Below are 17348 nucleotides of genomic sequence, written 5' to 3'. Positions count from 1 at the left end.
TCGACGACTACTTGATCGCACCCCGCGTGACGCCGGAGATGACCCACCGCTGCGCGAAGAGGTAGACGATGAGGAGCGGCGTCATGGCCAGCAGGTACGAGGCGAACGCGAGCGTGAAGTCGGCCGAGAACTGCCCCTGGAAGACGTACTGCACGAGCGGGATCGTCGCGCCGCCCGGGTCCGAGATGATGATGAGCGGCAGCATGAAGTCGTTCCACGCCCACAGGCAGGTCAGGATCCCGACCGTGGCGTTGATCGGGGCCAGCAGCGGGAAGACGACGCGCCAGTACACCCCCCACGTGCTCGCCCCGTCCATACGCGCCGCCTCCTCGAGCTCGCGCGGGATCGAGGCGATGTACGCCGTGTAGATGAAGACGTTGAACGACAGCCCGTAGACCGTGTACAGCAGGACCAGCCCGATCTGGTTGTCCAGGCCCAGGGTCGCGGTCAGCTTCGCGACCGGCAGCATGAGGATGGGGAAGGGGATGAACAGGGCGGAGATGAAGTAGAAGAAGAGGCCCTTGAAGAGCTTCCGGTCCATGTGACGGGCGATGGCGTACGAGACCATCGAGTTCGTCAGCAGGGTCAGGACCACGGCGCCCACGGTGATGAACGCGCTGTTGAGGAACGCCCGCGGGTAGTTGGTCAGGGTCCACGCCTGGGAGAAGTTCCCCCACGCGACCTCACTCGGCGGGGCGAACCCGGACCCGCCGAGCTGGTCGGGGGTCTTCAGTGCCGTGACGACCGTGAAGTACAAGGGGATGAAGATCGTCAGGGAGAGCACGATCAGGAGCGCCGTGAGCCACAGGTTCGCGCCGCTGCGCTCCCGACGGGAACGGCGGGCCTGCTTCGGCTCCGGCAGGGTGACGGACGTGGCGGACATCAGGCGGACACCTCCTCACGCCGCAGCACGCGGAGCTGCACGACGGCGAAGACCATGATCACGATCATGAAGATGACGGCGTTGGCGATCTGGTAGCCGTACTCACCGCCCTGGAAGCCGCCCCGGTAGATGAGGACGGCGATGGTCTCGGTCGACGTTCCCGGACCGCCGCCCGTCATGGCGATGACCTGGTCGAAGACCTGGAGGAAGTTCTTCAGCGACAGGACCATGTTGATGGTGAAGAACGCCCAGATCATCGGCATGGTGATGTGCCAGAACCGGGTCCACGGGCTCGCCCCGTCGATCGAGGCTGCCTCGTACAGCTCGATGGGCACGGTCTGCAGACCGGCGATGTAGATGATGATGTTGAACGCGACCGCCTGCCAGACCGTCATGACGACGATCCCGATCCACGCCAGGCTCGGGTCGGTGAGGATCGACGTCGAGAGCCGCTCGATGCCGAGGGACGACGCGATCGCCGGGAGAGACTGGTTGAACAGGTACTGGAAGACGTACCCGACGACGATCAGCGCCAGGACGTTCGGGATGAAGTAGACGCCGCGAAGGGTGTTCTTGAACTTGATCTTCCCGTTGAGCCCGACGGCGACCGACAGGGCGATGATGTTGACCAGCACGGTGGCCACGAGCGCGAACTGGAACGTGAACAGGTAGGTGCTCCGGACCCGGTCGTCGCCGAAGAGGGCGGCGTAGTTCGACAGCCCGACGAAGTTCCAGGACCCGTAACCGGGGGAGTCCGTGAGGCTGAAGAACACGCCCTGGAGCACCGGGAGGGTGTGGAAGATGAAGAACAGGATGAAGGCCGGCACGACCATCCAGTAGTAGGCACGGTCCAGCCCGCTCCTCCGGCGTCGCTCACCCCGCTCGCCGTCCGTGCCGGTGGGACGGACAGCCCTGTCGGTCGCGGTGGCCATCAGCTCTCCACCGCCCCGAGGCCCCAGGAGCGCCGCTGCGACACCCGGTCCCAGTTCTCGTCGAGCGTGCCGAGGAACGCGTCGGTGTTGCCGTCACTGAGGTACTGCTGCAGGAGCGGCCCGAGCGGGATCGCCGGGATGAACTGGTGGTCGAAGAAGCCCACGGTACGTCCCTCCTCGATGTAGCTGCGCACGCCGGCCAGCGCCGGGTCGTCGTTGGTCACGCCTTCGAGGGTGGGTATGGCGAGCTGCTGCTCCGCGTACTCCTCGACGACGTCGGGCTGCATGAGGAACTCGATGAAGCGCATGGACTCCTCCGGGTGTGCACCGTTGGCGCCGGCCGCGATGACGACGTCGACGCCGGAGACCAGCCGGGTGTCCTCGGGGTTCTCCGTGGCCGGCAGCGCGAAGGTCCCGATCGTGAAGTCCGGCTCGAACGAACGCACCTGCGGGACGGCGTAGCTGCCGATGAGGAGCATGGCCGACTGGCCCTCGGCGAAGGCCCGGGTGCCCTCCTGATAGCCGTCGGCGAGCGGGTCGGGCTGGGTGTACTCGAAGAGCGTCGCGAGCTTCTCCACGCCCTCGGGCCAGGCCTCCTGGAACGACGCCTCCCCGGCGAAGCGGTCGACGTAGAAGTCCTCGGGCGTGGTCTGGGACATGATCGGCGCCATCGGTGCCTGTGCCGTCCAGGCGTCGGCGAGCATGCCGTAGAACGGCGTGATGCCCTCGGCCTCGAACGTCTCGGCCACCTCGATGAGCTCGGACCACGTCTGCGGGACCTCGACGCCGTACTCCTCGAACATCTCGACGTTGTAGAGGACCCCGCTGGCGTTGGCCGCGAAGGGCACACCGTTGACCGCGTCCGGCGTGCTCGCCCCGAGCTCCTGGAGCGTCTCGACGTACTGCTCGCTCACGTCCTCCAGCACCGGCTCGCCGGCGAGGTCCATGAAGATCCCGGCGGAGGCGAGCTCACCGAACGTGGCGTTGCCGTTGAGGGTGAGGACGTCGGGCACGTCCTCCTTGACGAGCCGGGTGCGCAGCGCCGTCTCGGCGTCGGGGACGTTGTCCACGATGATGTCGATGTCGGGGTTCTCGGCCTCGAACCGCGCGGCCAGCTCCTCGAAGTACTGCACCGCCTCACCCTTGAACTGGAAGAACACCAGCTCGGTGCGATCCCCTGCTCCGCCCGCGCACGCGGCGAGCATGGTCACCGCCGCCAGGGCGGCGGTGCTGCGGAGTCCTCGTCGACTCATGGACCACCTCGGGGTTCGTGTCCGCTGGACGTCCACCGTGCCGGTGTGACGTAGGTCCCATCCGCATCTTGTGTAGTCCCGATCATGGGGGGCGGCAACCGGAGGCAGGGCCTACCGCCACCATCCCCGCCATCGCCGGTCGCGCACCGCCACCGCCGGTCGTGAACCGCCACCGCCACGCCGACCGTCCTCCGACGGACCTCCGGTCGACGGGTGCGATGCCGGGCCGCCTCCTACCCTGGCTGTCATGACGAGCCCCGAGCCGAAGCCCGCCCCGGACCACTCCGACACGAGGGAGGACGCCGGCAGGCGTGACGAGGCAGGCACGGGGGACGACGCCGGCCGCGGCAGCCCCTGGTGGCGCTCCGCCGTCGTCTACCAGGTCTACCCCCGATCGTTCGCCGACTCCGACGGCGACGGGATCGGCGACCTGCGCGGCGTCATCGCCAAGCTCGACCACCTCAGGTCGCTCGGCGTCGACGTCGTGTGGCTCTCGCCGATCTTCACCTCCCCGCAGGCGGACAACGGCTACGACATCTCCGACTACCAGGGCATCGACCCCACGTTCGGCTCGCTCGAGGACGTCGACGAGCTCGTCGCCGGTCTGCACAGCCGCGGCATGAGGCTGGTCATGGACCTCGTCGTCAACCACACCTCGGACGAGCACCAGTGGTTCGTGGAGTCGGCGGCGTCGAAGGACTCGCCCAAGCGCGACTGGTACTGGTGGCGCCCGCCCCGCGAGGGCTTCGTCGGCGGCGAGCGCGGCGCGGAGCCGACCAACTGGCACTCGTTCTTCTCCGGCTCGACCTGGCAGTGGCACCCGGAGACGGGGGAGTACTACCTCCACCTCTTCGCCCGCAAGCAGCCCGACCTCAACTGGGAGAACCCCGAGGTCCGCCAGGCGGTCTACGCGATGATGCGGTGGTGGGTCGCCCGCGGTGTCGACGGCTTCCGGATGGACGTCATCAACCTCATCTCCAAGGTGGTCTGCGACGACGGCGCGCTGCCCGACGGCGTCGTGGGGACCGACCTCCCCGCCGGGGTCAGCCGCTACGCCGACGGCTCGCCGTTCTACACCAACGGCCCGCGCCTGCACGAGTTCCTCCACGAGATGCACACCGAGGTCCTCGCCCACGGCGCGGCGTCGGGGGACGTCCTCATCACCGTCGGCGAGATGCCCGGCGTCACCCTGGAGGAGGCGCGGAAGGTCACGGACCCGGCCAGGCGCGAGCTCGACATGGTCTTCACCTTCGAGCACGTCGGCATCGACCACGGCCCCGGTGGCAAGTGGGCGCTGCGTCCGCTGCACCTGCCCGACCTCAAGGCGAACCTCGCCCGCTGGCAGGAGGGCCTCATGGCGGTCGGCTGGAACTCGCTCTACTGGAACAACCACGACCAGCCCCGCGTGGTCTCCCGGTGGGGCGACGACTCCGCCGAGCACCGCGTCGCCTCCGCCAAGAGCCTCGGCACCGTCCTGCACCTGCTGCGCGGCACGCCGTACGTCTACCAGGGCGAGGAGCTCGGCATGACGAACGTGGGCTGGTCCCAGATCGGCAGCTACCAGGACATCGAGACGCTCAACTACTACAGCGAGTCCGTCTCCGGCGGCGCCAGCGACGGCGAGGTCATGGCGGGCATCGGGCCGGTCTCGCGGGACAACGCCCGCACCCCGATGCAGTGGTCGGACACGCCGCACGCCGGTTTCACCACGGGGACGCCGTGGCTCGCGGTCAACCCCAACTACCCGGCTGTCAACGCCGAGGCCGCGGTCGCCGACCCCGACTCGGTCTTCCACCACTACCGCCGGCTCATCGAGCTCCGGCACGCGCACGAGGTGGTGGTCGAGGGTGACTTCGCCCTGCTGCTGCCCGATCACGAGCAGGTCTTCGCCTACACCCGCAGCCTCGGGGACGAGACGCTCCTCATGGTCGCGAACCTCTCGAGCGCGCCGGCCGTGGTCGACCTGCCCGGGCAGGCGGCGACCGTGGCGGGCACCCTGCTCATCGCCACCCACGCCGACGGCGCCCCGGCCGACGGCGAGCGGGTGAGCCTGGCCCCGTGGGAGTCCCGGGCCTACCTGGCCTGAGGCGCGTTCCCGCCGGGTCCCACCTGTGTCGCACCAGACACCGCGCGGGCTGGCCGCGGCGACGGACGGAGGACTACGTTGCCCGCGTGCTGAACGACGGGCCCGCGGCCCGACCTCCTGCCGGACCGGGCCGTCCCCGGACCCCGGACGGGCCGCACACCCGCCGGCCGCGGCCGCCGCTCCAGCCCTTCCAGCGGCACCCGGCCCAGGTGCTGGCCCTCAGCTTCGCCGTGGCCCTCGCGATCGGCACGGCCCTGCTCATGCTGCCGGTCTCCGTGGTCGCCGAACCGCCGACCGACCTCATGCCGGCGCCGACCACCGCGGTCGGCGGCGCCACCTTCGTCACCGCCGTCTTCACCGCGTCGTCCGCCGTGGCGGTCACCGGCCTGGTCGTGGTCGACACGGCGACCTACTGGACGCCGTTCGGCCAGGCCGTCATCCTCGCGCTCATCCAGGTGGGCGGCCTGGGCATCATGACCTTCGCCTCCCTCCTCGCCATCCTCATGGCCCGCCGCCTGGGCCTGCGCGGCCGCCTCCAGACCTCGGCCTCGGTCCGCACGGTCGGCATGGAGGACCTGCGCGGGGTGGTGCTGGGCGTGGCCCGGGTCGCGGGCACGGTCCAGGCCGTCGTCGCCGCGATCCTGTTCGTGCGGCTCCTCACCACGCACGACCTCGGCCCCGGGGCGGCGGCGTGGAACGCCGTCTTCCTCGCGGGCTCCTCCTTCAACAACGCCGGCTTCGCCCTCGCGAGCGACAACCTCATGGGCTTCGCCACCGACCCGCTGGTCCTGCTGCCCATCACCCTGGCGGTCATCACCGGCGGCATCGGCTTCCCGGTGATCTTCGAGCTGCGCCGCCACCTCGGCGACCGCCTGCGCTGGTCGATGAACACCAACCTCGTCCTGGCCGGCACCGCCGGCCTGCTCGCGGTGAGCACCGTGACGATCGCCGCCCTGGAGTGGACCAACCCCGGCACCCTCGGCCCGCTGGACTGGCCGGCCAAGCTCCTCAACGCCTTCACGGCGGCAGCGTGGACCCGCACCGCCGGCTTCAACGCCGTCGACGTCTCGGCGATGCACACCCAGACGTGGTTCGCGCAGGACATCTTCATGTTCATCGGCGGCGGTCCCGCCGGCACCGCCGGCGGCATCAAGATCACCACGTTCCTCGTGCTGTTCTTCATCATCCTCACCGAGCTGCGCGGGGAGACGGCGGTCAACGCGTTCGGCAAGCGGCTCGCGCGGTCCGTCCACCGCGAGGCCGTGACGGTGGCCCTGCTCGCCGTCGCCGTCGTCATGACCGGTACGTGGGTGCTGCTCATCACCACCCACTTCACCCTCGACCAGATCCTGTTCGAGGTGGTCTCCGCGTTCGGCACGGTGGGTCTGAGCACCGGCATCACCCCGGCCGTCCCGGATGCGGGCAAGATCATGCTGGCGGCGATCATGTTCATCGGCCGGCTCGGCCCCATCACCCTCGGGACCGCGCTCGCCACGCGCAGCCGCAAGCTCCTGTACGAACTGCCCAAGGAGAGACCCGTCATTGGCTAACGCCTTCCGCGCCCGGCGCGCACGCACCCTCTCCGAGGGCGACTCGGTCGTCGTCATCGGGCTCGGCCGCTTCGGCCGGGCCCTGGCCGTCGAGCTCGCCCAGTCCGGCGTCGAGGTCATGGGCGTCGACACCGACGAGGAGATCGTCCAGGAGCTCAACGGCGTCCTCACCCAGGTGGTGCGCGCCGACGCGTCCAGGGAGGAGGTGCTCCACCAGCTCGGGGTCGCCGAGTTCACCCACGCCGTGGTGGCGATCGGGTCGAACATCGAGGCATCCATCCTCACCTCGTCCTGGCTGCTGAGGTTCGAGATCCCCGCGATCTGGGCCAAGGCGATCAGTGAGCCGCACGGCCAGATCCTCAAGCAGCTCGGCGTCCACCACGTCGTCTACCCCGAGGCCGACATGGGCCGGCGGGTCGCCCACCTGCTGCGCGGCTCGATCGCCGACTACCAGGAGATCGGCGGCGGCTTCGCCATGGTCACCGCCGCCCCGACGCCGTCGATGGTGGGCCGCTCGCTCGAGGAGATCGGGTTCCGCAAGAAGTACAACCTCAACGTCGTCGCGGTGCGCCGGCCCGAGGGGGAGTGGGAGCACGCGACGGGGGAGACCGTGCCGCGCTGGGACGACCAGATCATCGTCATGGGTCCGAAGGAGATCGCGGAGAGCTTCATCGACATGGCGTGAGCGGGGACCTCTGTCCCATTCGTCCGAAACGAGCGCGTGCCACTGTGGAGACGTGGCCCGGCGTGGCGCCGGGTCCAGCCGGGAAGGGGCGGGCCGTGGGTGCTCTCGTCGTCTACGAGTCGATGTTCGGCAACACCGAGGCGGTGGCCGAGGCGGTCGCCGACGGGCTGCGCGCGGTGATGGACGTCGAGGTCCTCGAGGTCTCCCGGGCGCCCCTGCTCGAGCTGCTCGACGACGTCGACCTCCTCGTGGTCGGCGCACCCACCCACGCGTTCGGGCTCAGCCGCCCGGAGACCCGCAGGGACGCCGCGGAGCGGGTCGGGCACGCGGTCATCTCCGACACGACCGGGATGCGCGAGTGGCTCGCGGAGGCCTACTCCGCGCCGCGGGACCTGCCGGTCGCCTGCTTCGACACCCACGTGCGGGTCCCGAACCTGCCGGGGCGGGCGGGCCACGCCGCGGAGAAGCGGCTGCGCCGTCTCGGCGCGAACGTCGTCGGCAGCCCGACGTCGTTCTACGTCCACGGCTACGAGGGTCCGCTCTACGCCGGTGAGGCCGAGCGGGCGCGGGCGTGGGGCGAGGAGCTGGGCTCCCTCGTCGCGGGCGGGACGCCCGTGCGCTGAGTGTGCGGCATCCGAGGCCAACCCCTGTGGGTCTCGGGTGCCGCGGTTCGTGGCGGTGCCCCGGCGTCCCCCGAGCACCGTCAGGCCGGCCGTGGTGTCCGGCGTGGATGACGGCGGGTGCGTCGGCGTGGGGTCCGACCCCATCACCGGTCTGCCGGAGAATGGGAGCGACCGCGGTCGCGTGGTGGCGGCCGGACGACGGACCCCGAGGACGACCTGATGACCGACCAGCTCCCCGCCCACCTCGAGCTCACGCCGTCGCCCGGTGCCGTGGTGGGTCCCGGTGAGTTCGTCATCGCGGCGACGCACCTCAACCACGGCCACATCTACGGCATGACGGAGAGGCTCCTCGACGCCGGCGCCACGCTGAGGTGGGTCTACGACCCGGACCCGGCGAAGGTCGAGGCCTTCCGCGAGCGGTTCCCCGACGTGCGCGTCGCCCGGTCGGAGGCCGAAGTCCTCGACGACGACGAGGTGCGCCTGGTCGCGGGTGCGGCGATCACCTCCGAGCGGTGCGACATCGGCGTGCGGGTCATGGAGGCCGGCAAGGACTACTTCACCGACAAGGCCCCCCTCACCACGCTGGACCAGCTCGCCGTCGCCCGGGAGGCGGTCGCGCGGACGGGCCGGAAGTACGCGGTCTACTACTCGGAGCGGATCAACGTCGAGGCCGCGGTGCTCACCGGCCAGCTCATCGAGCAGGGTGCGATCGGCCGCGTCCTGCAGTTCGTCGGGCTCGGCCCGCACCGTCTGGGCGACCCGACCGCGCGTCCGGACTGGTTCTTCGTCAAGGAGCAGTACGGCGGCATCCTCTGCGACATCGGCAGCCACAACTTCGAGCAGATGCTCCACTACACCGGCGCGACCGACGCCGAGGTGGTCAGCTCCTCGATCGCCAACTACCACCACCCGGAGCACCCCGAGCTCGACGACTTCGGTGACGCGCACGCCGTCATGGACAACGGTGCGAGCGGCTACTGCCGGGTGGACTGGTTCACCCCGGACGGCCTGAGCACGTGGGGCGACGGGCGCACGTTCATCCTCGGGACGGACGGCTACATCGAGATGCGCAAGTACGTCGACGTGGCCGCCGAGGCCAAGCCGGGGCACGTCTTCCTCGTCGACGGCCGGGGTGAGCACCACATCCGGGCGGAGGGGACGGTCGGCCACCCGTACTTCGGCCGGCTCATCACCGACTGCCTCGAGCGGACCGAGACCGCCATGGCGCAGGAGCACGCGTTCAAGGCAGCCGAGCTCAGCGTGCGGGCGCAGAACCAGGCGCGGGTGCTGCAGAGCCAGGCGGGGCAGGCCTGAGCCCGTCCGGGTGCAGGCGTGAGCCCGCGCCCGGTTCGGGCGGGAGGGGCAGGGGCCGGTAACCTGTTCCCCGGTCCCCGCCCTCGTAGCTCAGGGGATAGAGCACCGCTCTCCTAAAGCGGGTGTCGGCAGTTCGAATCTGCCCGAGGGCACCAGTTCCGGGCGAGGTCGGACGGCTTCGTGCCGCGACGCCCCGCGCAGGACCAGCGCCACCCCGCTCAGCAGCGACAACCGCGGCAGTGAGGACGAGCAGCGTCTCCAGCCCCAGGGCAGGGATCACCGCGCCGGCGAGGGCCGGCGCCGCGATCGAGCGACGGCTCCCACGACGAGGCACCCCGTGAACGCCGCGCTCGCGCGGTCGGGCACCAGCTCGGCGGTCCAGACCGCGAGCACCGCCGACCCGGTCATGTACCCCGCACCGAAGACGCACGCCGAGGCTGCCGTCGCCACCGGGGAGTCCCCGGCCGGCCTCAGCAGCGCCGACGCCGCAGCCACCGTCACGAGACACAGCGCCGCGACCCGGAGGCTGCCCGGGCGCTGCACCAGGGCACCGGTCGTCACCGCCAGCACGCCGGTGACGCCGATGGTCGCGTAGAGCGCCGCGACCGCCGCCGCCGGGAGGTCGCCGTCGTCGAGGACCTCCGCGGCGTAGGTGAAGCAGATCACGACGACCGCGAAGTAGACGACGGAGTAGGCGGCGGGGAGTCGGAGGGCTCTCGCCAGCGAGGAGACGCCGTGCCGTCCCTCCGGGTGGGGGCCGGGCCTGGTTCGGGGGACCAGGCGGAGGTTCAGCGCGGCGGCGACCACGGCAGCCAGGGCGACACCGACCCAGACCAGGCGCCACGACCCCGCTGCGGCGAGGAGGGCGAGGCCACCCAGTGCGACCAGTCCGCTGCTGGTGCCGGTCGTGATGATCGCCAACGTTCGCGGCCGCTGCTGGCCAGGCACCAGACGCGTCACGATGTCGGAGTAGGGCGCCCAGACCCAACCACCCGCGCTACCGGCGAGGACGGCACCGACGGCGAGCACCTCCGGACTGCGCGAACGTCACGATCACCGCGCCCAGGGCGCCGCAGGCCCCGCCGACGGTCGTCGGAGCGCGCGTACCACGACGGGCGGCGAGCGGTCCCGCGATGAGCACTCGGTGTGCGGTGTGCGGTGTGCGGCGTGCGCCTGCCCCGAGCCGAACCGTCCGGTTCGTCTGCGAGGTCGTGAGGCGTGCCCATGGTGCCGTGCTGCCGCTGCGCCGGCATCCGAGAGAAGGTGGCGCGCGGCGAACGGGCGGTGCTGCTGCGGACCCCGCCTGCCGCGAGATGCGCTCGTCCGGAGGTGGTGCGACGGTGACCCGAGAACCGCTCCATCGCTCGATGCCAGGAGGGTGAGCGTGTCCCAGCAGGACGTCGTCCCGGGGGGCCACCGGGTCGAGCGCGCCTCCGTCGACGCCTCCCTCCTCGAAGACCTCGAGCATCGTCCGGTCGCACGGTGACGGGAGCCCGGTCGGTCACGGCGGTCGTCCGCGCGAGCCACCCGCTGCCGACAGCCGCTGTCACCAGCCTCACGGTCCTGCTCGGCGTCTCCTCGGGGCTCGGTGCCCGCACCGTGCTGCTCGGGGTGGCCGTGCTCGCCGGGCAGCTGTCCGTGGGCTGGTCCAACGACCTCGTGGACGCCGCTCGGGACACCGCGGCCGGTCGTGCCGACAAACCGGTCGCGACGGGCGAGGTCAGCGCCGCCACGGTCCGGGCGGCGACCGTCGTCGCCCTCGTGGTCTGTGTCCTGGCGTCGTTCGCCCTCGGTGCCGTCCCCGGCCTGACGCACCTGCTGGGCGTGGCCGCCGGGTGGGCGTACAACCTGGTCCTCAAGCGGACCGTGTGGTCCTGGCTGCCCTACGTCGTGGCGTTCGGGGCCCTGCCCGTCGTGGTGCGCACCTCGCTCGACCCGCCCCAGACCGCGCCGTGGTGGCTGGTTCTCGCCGCGGCGATGCTGGGTCTGGGAGCCCACCTGCTCAACGTCCTTCCCGACCTCGAGGACGATGCCGCGACCGGGGTCCACGGGCTCCCGCACCGGCTCGGCGGGCGCCGCAGCAGCCTGCTGGCCCTCGTGCTCCTCGGCGGCGCGTCGGTCCTCGTCGTCGTCGGGCCCACCGGGCCGGTTCCGGTGTGGGCCTGGGCGGCACTCGTCGGGGTCGCGGCGCTGGTCGTCGTCGGCGTCCGTTCCGAGGGCAGGACACCGTTCCGGGTGGCGATGGCGGTCGCCCTGGTCGACGTCGTCGTCCTGATCGTCAGAGCGGCCTGACCGCCTCAGCGCCACCGACGTGCCCGCCCCGGCGTGGTGGCACCCGGCACCGGTGCACGGCACGAGGTCCTCGACGCCGGCCACGACAGCCCTTCAGGTTGCCGACGGTCGCACGGCGGCGGACCATGCGTGACGAGCGAGCCACTCCTGACCCCGGTGCGTCGAGCAGTGCGCCACCCGCGGCCACCGGCGACCCGCTGACCGACACGACCTGACCGGCGGGGCACAGGGAGGAGGCAGCAGATGAAGACGAAGGGGTCGAGCGGCAGGAAGAGGTCGGCCGCGTCGGTCGTCGCCACGGGGCAGTGGACCGGCCCGGACCGCATGCGCGCCCCGGCAGGGGAGGTTCACGCCTGGGTGCCGGGCCAGAACCAGACGCTGTGCGGTCGGGCGCTGAGCCGCGAGCGGTTCTGGTTCTCGCACGTCGGCTGGGCCGACGTCCAGCCGGCGACCGGCCGGCACGCCGACGAGGTGACGCAGGTGTGCCCGAGGTGCGCGGCCGGCATGGGCGCCCGGCGTGGTGAGCGCAGGTGGCGCCGGGTCGACCCGCGCCCCTGAGCCGCGACCGGAGGAGGACGAAGCCATGGCGGGCAGGTGTCCGGACGCCGCCGTGCGGGTGCCGCTGAACCTCCAGCAGTGGCACCTCGTGACCTTCCTCCACTGGCGCGTGGAGGCGGCGCTGCTCCAGCCGATGCTCCCGCCGCGCCTGGTGGTGGACGAGGTCGACGGCTCCGCGTGGATCGGTGTCACGCCCTTCGTCATGCGGCAGGTGCGCGTTCCGGGGTGGCCCGTGCCCGTCGTCCCCGACTTCGTCGAGGTCAACGTCCGCACCTACGTCACCGGCCCCGACGGCCACGACGGGATCTGGTTCTTCTCGCTGGACTGCGGCCGGCTGCCGGTGGTCGCGGCGCTGCGCACGATCGGCCTGCCGTACGTCCGTGCGCGCACCACGGTGCGCACGCACGACCGGCACGTGGAGTACGCCTCGCGCCGGCAGCGCGAGGGTGGCGAGCTGGTCGTGCGGACCCACCCCGGCGCACCGCTGCCTGAGCCGGACGCCCTCGTCAACGGGCTGACGGGACGGTGGAACGCCTACACCGAGCGGTGGGGGAGGCTCTGGCGGGTGCCCGTCGAGCACGAGCCGTGGCCCTTGTGCGAGGCGCGCGCGCAGCTGGACGTCGGCCGGCTCCTGGCTGCGAACGGCCTGCCGACGCCGGACGGCAACCCGCTGGTCCACCACGCGCCGGCAGTCCACGTGCGGGTCGGTGCACCCCGCCCGGCGTGACGGCGTCTTCGGAGGTCCGGGACCACGACCGCCACCCAGCCGGTACGCGCGCCGACGCGTCGGACGGAGCCGAGGGGGTGTCGGAGCGCCGTCGGTCGCCTCACATCTGGTGGTCCGACCAGCCGGCGTAGCCCTGGTGCATGCCCGGGTTCATCTCGCCCGAGAAGCGGTCGTTGTGCATGACGACGTGCTCGGCGAAGTCCCGACCTGTGCCCGTCTCCGCCGCGCCGGCAGGAAGGGCGGTGATCGTGAGTCCGACGACGGCGGCGGCGACGAGTGCTGTGCGGGTGAGCTTCACGGTGAGTCCGTTCTGGGAGGTGGGGGGAGCAGCCGGTGAGAGCCCGGCTGAACCATCGAAGCACCCCGGTGCCCGGCCAGACAGGCCCGACATCGAATCTTCGTCGAATCCAAACCGGCTCTCACCCGCGGGTTCCGCGCGGTGCGGCGTCGTCAGTCGTGTGGTCCGTCCTGCGCACCGGTGTGCGGTCCCGCCTCGGCCGGTCCGCGATCTCCGGCGGCGAGGCCATGCCGCCGCGGAGCGAGCGCAGAGCCTCCAGGACGGAGTGGACCGCGGCGCGCCGGTCGCTCATCCGGGTCGCGGCATGCAGGACGAGCGGTGGCAGACCGGCCAGCGGCAGCAGGCGCACCCCGGGCGGGACGCCGGCCGCCTGGATGGGGAGCAGGACCATGACCCCCACGTCGCGGAGCACGTGCTCGAGCACCGCCCGGCTGTCGCGGGCCACGATGCCGACGAGCCGGGCCTGGGCGGCCGGGCGCACGTCGGCGAGCCAGAACGGTTCCATGAAGTCCGCCGGGAGCCCGGGGTCGTAGAGGAGCGGAAGGTCCACGACGTCGTCCACCGCCAGCGAGGAGGCCTCGGCCAGGGCGCTGCGCCGCCCCACGGCAACGATCCGCGACACGGCGGCGATCGGTGTGGAGCGGATGGCGGCGTGCCGGACGGCCCCCGCGGTGAGCTGGACGTCCACGCGGCCGTCCAGCAGCCAGGTGGTCATGAGCGGGAACGGCGTCCGGCGGCGGAGCATCGTCACGTCGGGGTTCTCGAGCCGGACCAGCTTCTGGACGTCGGCGAGCTGCTCGTCGAGCGTGTCGTCGTCGCCGTCGTGGGGGATGCCGACGACGAGCGTGGTGCCGCGGCCACGGCTCGCCCGCCGCACCCGCACCTCGTGGGCCAGCAGCGGTCCCAGCTCGGCCGCGAGCCGGGCACCGCCGGCGGTCAGGGCCACCACGCCGCCGGGCCCTCGCAGCAGCAGCTGGACCCCGAGCTGGCGCTCCAGCCGCTGGATGCGCTTGGTCAGCGTCGGTGACGTGAGGTGGAGCCGGGCCGCCGCGCGTCCGTAGTGCCGCTCCTGCGCGAGCACCGCGAAACTCTCGGCGCAGTCGAGGTCGAGGTGCACATCGTCCACCTTCCCGGCGCCGGAGCGCTCGCAGATGCCGATCGTAGGGCCGCGGAGGGGTGTGGCAGAAGGGTCCGTGCCGCAGACCCTCGCTCGTGGAGCAGGCTGCGGACCCGCGCTGCCGCAGCCCGCCGACCCCCGCCGCGTCAAGAGGTGGTTCCAGGGAGGAACCACCTCTTCCGTCCCTCACCCGGTCGGCCGGACGATCCACCTGACGCACGGCGACCTTGCCGACGTCCGAGCACCGGAGGCCACCATGCCCGCAAAGGTTCGTCTCGACGAGACGGTCGACACGAGGACGATCTCCAGGCGTGCGGAGCAGGTGATCGACGTCGTCCGTCAGGGTTTCAACCTGCACACGCTCCAGTGGGCGCCGTTCAACGAGAAGCACGCGGCGCTGGGCGGCGCACCGGGTGCGCCGCTGGCGCCGGCCGCCCTGCCCGAGCCGGTCGGCACCGGGCTCCGGGTGCGCTACCAGCACGGCACGATGTACCAGCGCCGCGACGGCGGCATCTGCTACGTCTACGGGGCGATCGGGCAGCGCTACGACGAGCTCGGCGGCGCGACCAGCTGGCTCGGGCTGCCGCTGACCGACGAGGCCGACCTCCCCGAGGGCGGGCGGGTCACCGTCTTCGAGCGCGGGGCCGTGTACTGGTGGCCCGACGTCGGGGCCATCGACCTCAACGACGTCGTCCTCCACTACTCCGGCCTCATCTGCTTCGGCGAGACCGACTCCGACGGCGACGAGACACCGTTCGAGGACGAGCCGTACGTCATCCTGGGGCTCGCCGCGCCGACCGGCACCGTGGACGTGCGGTCGCAGGTCTACACCGACGTCGACCACGGCGACACCCGGCCCGACTCGCTCGAGCTCTACCGCGGCAGGCCGAGCGGGGTGGTCATCGGTGTCCAGCTCATGGAGCACGACTTCGGTGACCCGGACAAGTTCAAGGGGCGAGTCGTCCAGTTCGTGAAGGTGGCCTCGGAAGGCATCGAGAAGGGGCTGGAGTACATCCCGCTCGTCGGCCCGGTCCTCTCGTACGGCGCGGAGGCGATCCTGCCGTACCTCGAGGAGCCCATCGCGGACTTCCTCAACACGGCGCTGGACACCGACGACGACGACCTCGGCCGGGACGTCGTCACGCTGTCCGTCAAGCAGATGGTCGTGCTGGCCGCGCGGACGACGAACACCCACCACTACGGGGTCGAGTTCAAGGTCGAGACCAGGCTGCTCGGCTCCGGCCAGGGCGCGTCGTACAAGGTCTGCTTCTCGCTCGGCGGGGTGTAGGCGGCCGGGCCGTCCGCGGCCCCGTCACGCCCCGGCGAGGTCGCGCCGCCCGAACGCCCACACGCCCGCGGTCGCCAGCGCGATGCCGACCGCGATCATGACGAGGGCCGGTGCCGTGGCGAAGGGCTCCACCGGGACGGCCGCGAGGTGGTGGAACGGCGAGAGCCCGACGACCGCCTCCGGCCAGTCGAGCAGGGGGCCCACGAGCTCGAGGACGTAGGCCACCGGGGGCGCCGACGCCGCGACCACGACGGTCAGCCGCGGTGCCACGCCGAGGACGAGGACGCCGGTCCCGGCGAGGACCGCCACGGCGGGCAGCGGGCCGAACATCGCGAGGACGGCGTCGCTGGCGGCGACGTCGGCGCCGGCGACCGCGGCACCGGCCCAGGTCGCGGCGGCGGCGGCACCGGCGAGGAGAAGAGCCGCTGCGGCGGCACCGAGCACGTGCCCGGCCAGCCACCGGCGCCGCAGGAGCGGCCGGGCCAGGAGCAGCTCGGCCCGGCCCGAGGCCTCCTCGGTGCGCGCGGCGCCGAGACGGAACGCGACCTGGACGGAGATCGCCAGCGCGATGAGGGTCCCCGTCATGCCGAAGAACCCCCGCACGAGGTCGGAGGTGTCCATCCCGATGGCGACGAGGATGTCCTGGAAGCCGGCGTCCTCGGCGAGGAACTCCTCGATCGTGGGCACCATGGCCCCCACGACGCCGGCGCTCAGCGCGGTCCCGGCGGCCCAGCCCGCCAGGGTGCCCAGGCCCGAGCGCCAGGCGAAGCCGGCCGGACCCCGCAGGCCCCACCGGCGGGACCGCGGGACGCCGCGCCGCGACAGCGCGCCGGCGCCGAGGTCGCGCCGGGCCCGGACGGCGAGTGCGCCGCCGACCAGCGCCGTCGTCACCGCGAGCGGCACCAGCAGGACGCCCCACCGGTTCTCCCCGAACGGGCGGAGCTGGTCGGTCCACCCGAGCGGCGTCAGCCAGGCGAGCCAGGAGCGGGACTCGGCGCTGTTGGCGACGACGCGCAGGAGCACCGCGACGACGACCACGGACGCCGCGGCCCCCGACGCGCCGGCCCGGGAGACGAGGAGCTGGGCGGTCACCGTCGCGACGGCGACCGTCGTCGCCGCCAGTGCCGCGACGGCAGCGCCGTACGCCAGCGCGCCCTCTCCCTGCGCGCCGCCCGCGGCGAGCGCTGCGCCCACCGCGGCACCGACGCCGACGCACGCGGCGAGCAGCACGCCCACCTGGGCCAGCAGCGCCCGGCCGGCGGGCACGGCTCCGGCGAGGACCAGCTCGGAGCGGCCGGCGGCCTCGTCGCCGCGCAGGACGCGCGTCGTCGTCGTGACCGCCCATGCGCACACCACGAGGGAGAGGATCAGGCCGGAGTCCCACACGGCGAAGCCGCCGAGGGTGTCCACCGCGGTGGCCGGGCCGGCCAGGATCCGGATGGTGGGGTCCTGACCCCAGGCCACCAGGGCGGCGCGGGAGGCGGCGTCGGGGTACCCGACCGTGAAGGAGACCGCCTCGACCGCCATGTACAGGGCGACCCCGAGCATCATGGCGACCGTGCCGCGCCGGAGGAGCCGAGCGGTCAGCCGGGCGACGGCGCGGGCCGGCCGGGTTCGTGAGGCGGCGTGGGGGGAGCCGCTGCGCGGGACGGCGACGTGCCGGGGGCTGCGATGGTGCCCGACGGCGACGTGCCGGTGGCCGCCGCCGGCTGGTGCCGTCGTCGCCATCTCCACCTCCTCGT

General features: G+C 72.3%; 16 protein-coding genes and 1 tRNA gene. 10 read left to right on the top strand and 7 right to left on the bottom strand.

The annotated features are described in order from the left end of the window. Positions 1–7: 7 nt before the first annotated feature. The 3 genes from EDD32_RS03005 to EDD32_RS02995 are packed head-to-tail and all read right to left on the bottom strand — an operon-like array spanning position 8 to position 3068. A complete protein-coding gene (locus EDD32_RS03005) occupies positions 8–883 on the bottom strand; it encodes a carbohydrate ABC transporter permease (protein ID WP_123914481.1) in 876 nt (291 codons plus the stop codon). After that, positions 883–1815 carry a carbohydrate ABC transporter permease gene (locus EDD32_RS03000; protein WP_123914479.1) on the bottom strand — a complete coding sequence of 311 codons (933 nt, stop codon included), beginning with the start codon at positions 1813–1815 and terminating at the stop codon, positions 883–885. The genes EDD32_RS03005 and EDD32_RS03000 overlap by 1 nt, the downstream gene beginning before the upstream one ends. Next, positions 1815–3068, bottom strand: a complete 1254-nt coding sequence (locus tag EDD32_RS02995) for an ABC transporter substrate-binding protein (protein WP_123914477.1) — start codon at positions 3066–3068, stop codon at positions 1815–1817. The genes EDD32_RS03000 and EDD32_RS02995 overlap by 1 nt, the downstream gene beginning before the upstream one ends. A gap of 247 nt (positions 3069–3315) precedes the next feature. Between EDD32_RS02995 and EDD32_RS02990 the strand changes: the two genes are divergently transcribed. The 6 genes from EDD32_RS02990 to EDD32_RS02965 all read left to right on the top strand — a co-directional run bounded on the left by EDD32_RS02990 (position 3316) and on the right by EDD32_RS02965 (position 9481). Continuing rightward, positions 3316–5154 carry a glycoside hydrolase family 13 protein gene (locus EDD32_RS02990; RefSeq protein ID WP_123914475.1) on the top strand — a complete coding sequence of 613 codons (1839 nt, stop codon included), beginning with the start codon at positions 3316–3318 and terminating at the stop codon, positions 5152–5154. A gap of 86 nt (positions 5155–5240) precedes the next feature. Further along, the gene (locus EDD32_RS02985) at positions 5241–6704 is read left to right on the top strand and encodes a TrkH family potassium uptake protein (protein WP_246005949.1); all 1464 of its coding nucleotides are present in this window, start codon (positions 5241–5243) and stop codon (positions 6702–6704) included. Further along, positions 6697–7389 (top strand): potassium channel family protein, encoded by a 693-nt coding sequence (locus EDD32_RS02980; RefSeq protein WP_123914473.1) that lies wholly within the window; start codon positions 6697–6699, stop codon positions 7387–7389. Before EDD32_RS02985 ends, EDD32_RS02980 begins: the two co-directional genes overlap by 8 nt. A 95-nt stretch (positions 7390–7484) precedes the next feature. Further along, the gene (locus EDD32_RS02975; protein ID WP_123914471.1) at positions 7485–8012 is read left to right on the top strand and encodes a flavodoxin family protein; all 528 of its coding nucleotides are present in this window, start codon (positions 7485–7487) and stop codon (positions 8010–8012) included. Between the two features lie 219 nt (positions 8013–8231). Next, positions 8232–9326: a Gfo/Idh/MocA family protein gene (locus EDD32_RS02970; protein WP_123914469.1), complete on the top strand. Its 1095-nt coding sequence runs from the start codon at positions 8232–8234 to the stop codon at positions 9324–9326. 79 nt (positions 9327–9405) lie between these two features. Continuing rightward, positions 9406–9481, top strand: a tRNA-Arg gene (locus EDD32_RS02965). Positions 9482–9602: 121 nt separating this feature from the next. Here EDD32_RS02965 and EDD32_RS19345 read toward each other — a convergent pair. Continuing rightward, the gene (locus EDD32_RS19345; RefSeq protein ID WP_246005948.1) at positions 9603–10355 is read right to left on the bottom strand and encodes an MFS transporter; all 753 of its coding nucleotides are present in this window, start codon (positions 10353–10355) and stop codon (positions 9603–9605) included. Positions 10356–10808: 453 nt separating this feature from the next. On the opposite strand from EDD32_RS19345, the gene EDD32_RS02955 reads away from it, so the two are divergent. The 3 genes from EDD32_RS02955 to EDD32_RS02945 all read left to right on the top strand — a co-directional run bounded on the left by EDD32_RS02955 (position 10809) and on the right by EDD32_RS02945 (position 12903). Next, positions 10809–11618, top strand: a complete 810-nt coding sequence (locus EDD32_RS02955) for a UbiA family prenyltransferase (protein WP_123914467.1) — start codon at positions 10809–10811, stop codon at positions 11616–11618. A 243-nt stretch (positions 11619–11861) separates the two neighbouring features. Next, positions 11862–12176 (top strand): hypothetical protein, encoded by a 315-nt coding sequence (locus tag EDD32_RS02950; protein ID WP_123914465.1) that lies wholly within the window; start codon positions 11862–11864, stop codon positions 12174–12176. Between the two features lie 25 nt (positions 12177–12201). Next, complete coding sequence (locus EDD32_RS02945; protein WP_123914463.1) at positions 12202–12903, top strand: YqjF family protein; 702 nt, start codon at positions 12202–12204, stop codon at positions 12901–12903. Between the two features lie 100 nt (positions 12904–13003). On the opposite strand, the gene EDD32_RS02940 is transcribed toward EDD32_RS02945, so the two are convergent. Both EDD32_RS02940 and EDD32_RS02935 read right to left on the bottom strand, forming a co-directional pair. Then, positions 13004–13201: a hypothetical protein gene (locus EDD32_RS02940; protein WP_123914461.1), complete on the bottom strand. Its 198-nt coding sequence runs from the start codon at positions 13199–13201 to the stop codon at positions 13004–13006. A gap of 121 nt (positions 13202–13322) precedes the next feature. Then, positions 13323–14318: a LysR family transcriptional regulator gene (locus EDD32_RS02935; protein ID WP_170175180.1), complete on the bottom strand. Its 996-nt coding sequence runs from the start codon at positions 14316–14318 to the stop codon at positions 13323–13325. A 256-nt stretch (positions 14319–14574) separates the two neighbouring features. Between EDD32_RS02935 and EDD32_RS02930 the strand changes: the two genes are divergently transcribed. Then, positions 14575–15606: an LGFP repeat-containing protein gene (locus tag EDD32_RS02930; protein WP_170175179.1), complete on the top strand. Its 1032-nt coding sequence runs from the start codon at positions 14575–14577 to the stop codon at positions 15604–15606. Between the two features lie 24 nt (positions 15607–15630). Here EDD32_RS02930 and EDD32_RS02925 read toward each other — a convergent pair whose 3' ends face one another. After that, complete coding sequence (locus EDD32_RS02925; RefSeq protein ID WP_123914455.1) at positions 15631–17334, bottom strand: hypothetical protein; 1704 nt, start codon at positions 17332–17334, stop codon at positions 15631–15633. Positions 17335–17348: the final 14 nt, after the last annotated feature.

It is taken from the genome of Georgenia muralis (assembly GCF_003814705.1).
GTDB lineage: Bacteria > Actinomycetota > Actinomycetes > Actinomycetales > Actinomycetaceae > Georgenia > Georgenia muralis.
This window is presented reverse-complemented; position numbering and strand designations above follow the sequence as displayed.

What these genes read in the sequence shown, in the direction of transcription:
- EDD32_RS03005 (WP_123914481.1), bottom strand. Translation starts at nt 883, where the DNA reads ATGTCCGCCACGTCCGTCACCCTGCCGGAGCCGAAGCAGGCCCGCCGT.
- EDD32_RS03000 (WP_123914479.1), bottom strand. Translation starts at nt 1,815, where the DNA reads ATGGCCACCGCGACCGACAGGGCTGTCCGTCCCACCGGCACGGACGGC.
- EDD32_RS02995 (WP_123914477.1), bottom strand. Translation starts at nt 3,068, where the DNA reads ATGAGTCGACGAGGACTCCGCAGCACCGCCGCCCTGGCGGCGGTGACC.
- EDD32_RS02990 (WP_123914475.1), top strand. Translation starts at nt 3,316, where the DNA reads ATGACGAGCCCCGAGCCGAAGCCCGCCCCGGACCACTCCGACACGAGG.
- EDD32_RS02970 (WP_123914469.1), top strand. Translation starts at nt 8,232, where the DNA reads ATGACCGACCAGCTCCCCGCCCACCTCGAGCTCACGCCGTCGCCCGGT.
- EDD32_RS02950 (WP_123914465.1), top strand. Translation starts at nt 11,862, where the DNA reads ATGAAGACGAAGGGGTCGAGCGGCAGGAAGAGGTCGGCCGCGTCGGTC.
- EDD32_RS02945 (WP_123914463.1), top strand. Translation starts at nt 12,202, where the DNA reads ATGGCGGGCAGGTGTCCGGACGCCGCCGTGCGGGTGCCGCTGAACCTC.
- EDD32_RS02930 (WP_170175179.1), top strand. Translation starts at nt 14,575, where the DNA reads ATGCCCGCAAAGGTTCGTCTCGACGAGACGGTCGACACGAGGACGATC.
- EDD32_RS02925 (WP_123914455.1), bottom strand. Translation starts at nt 17,334, where the DNA reads ATGGCGACGACGGCACCAGCCGGCGGCGGCCACCGGCACGTCGCCGTC.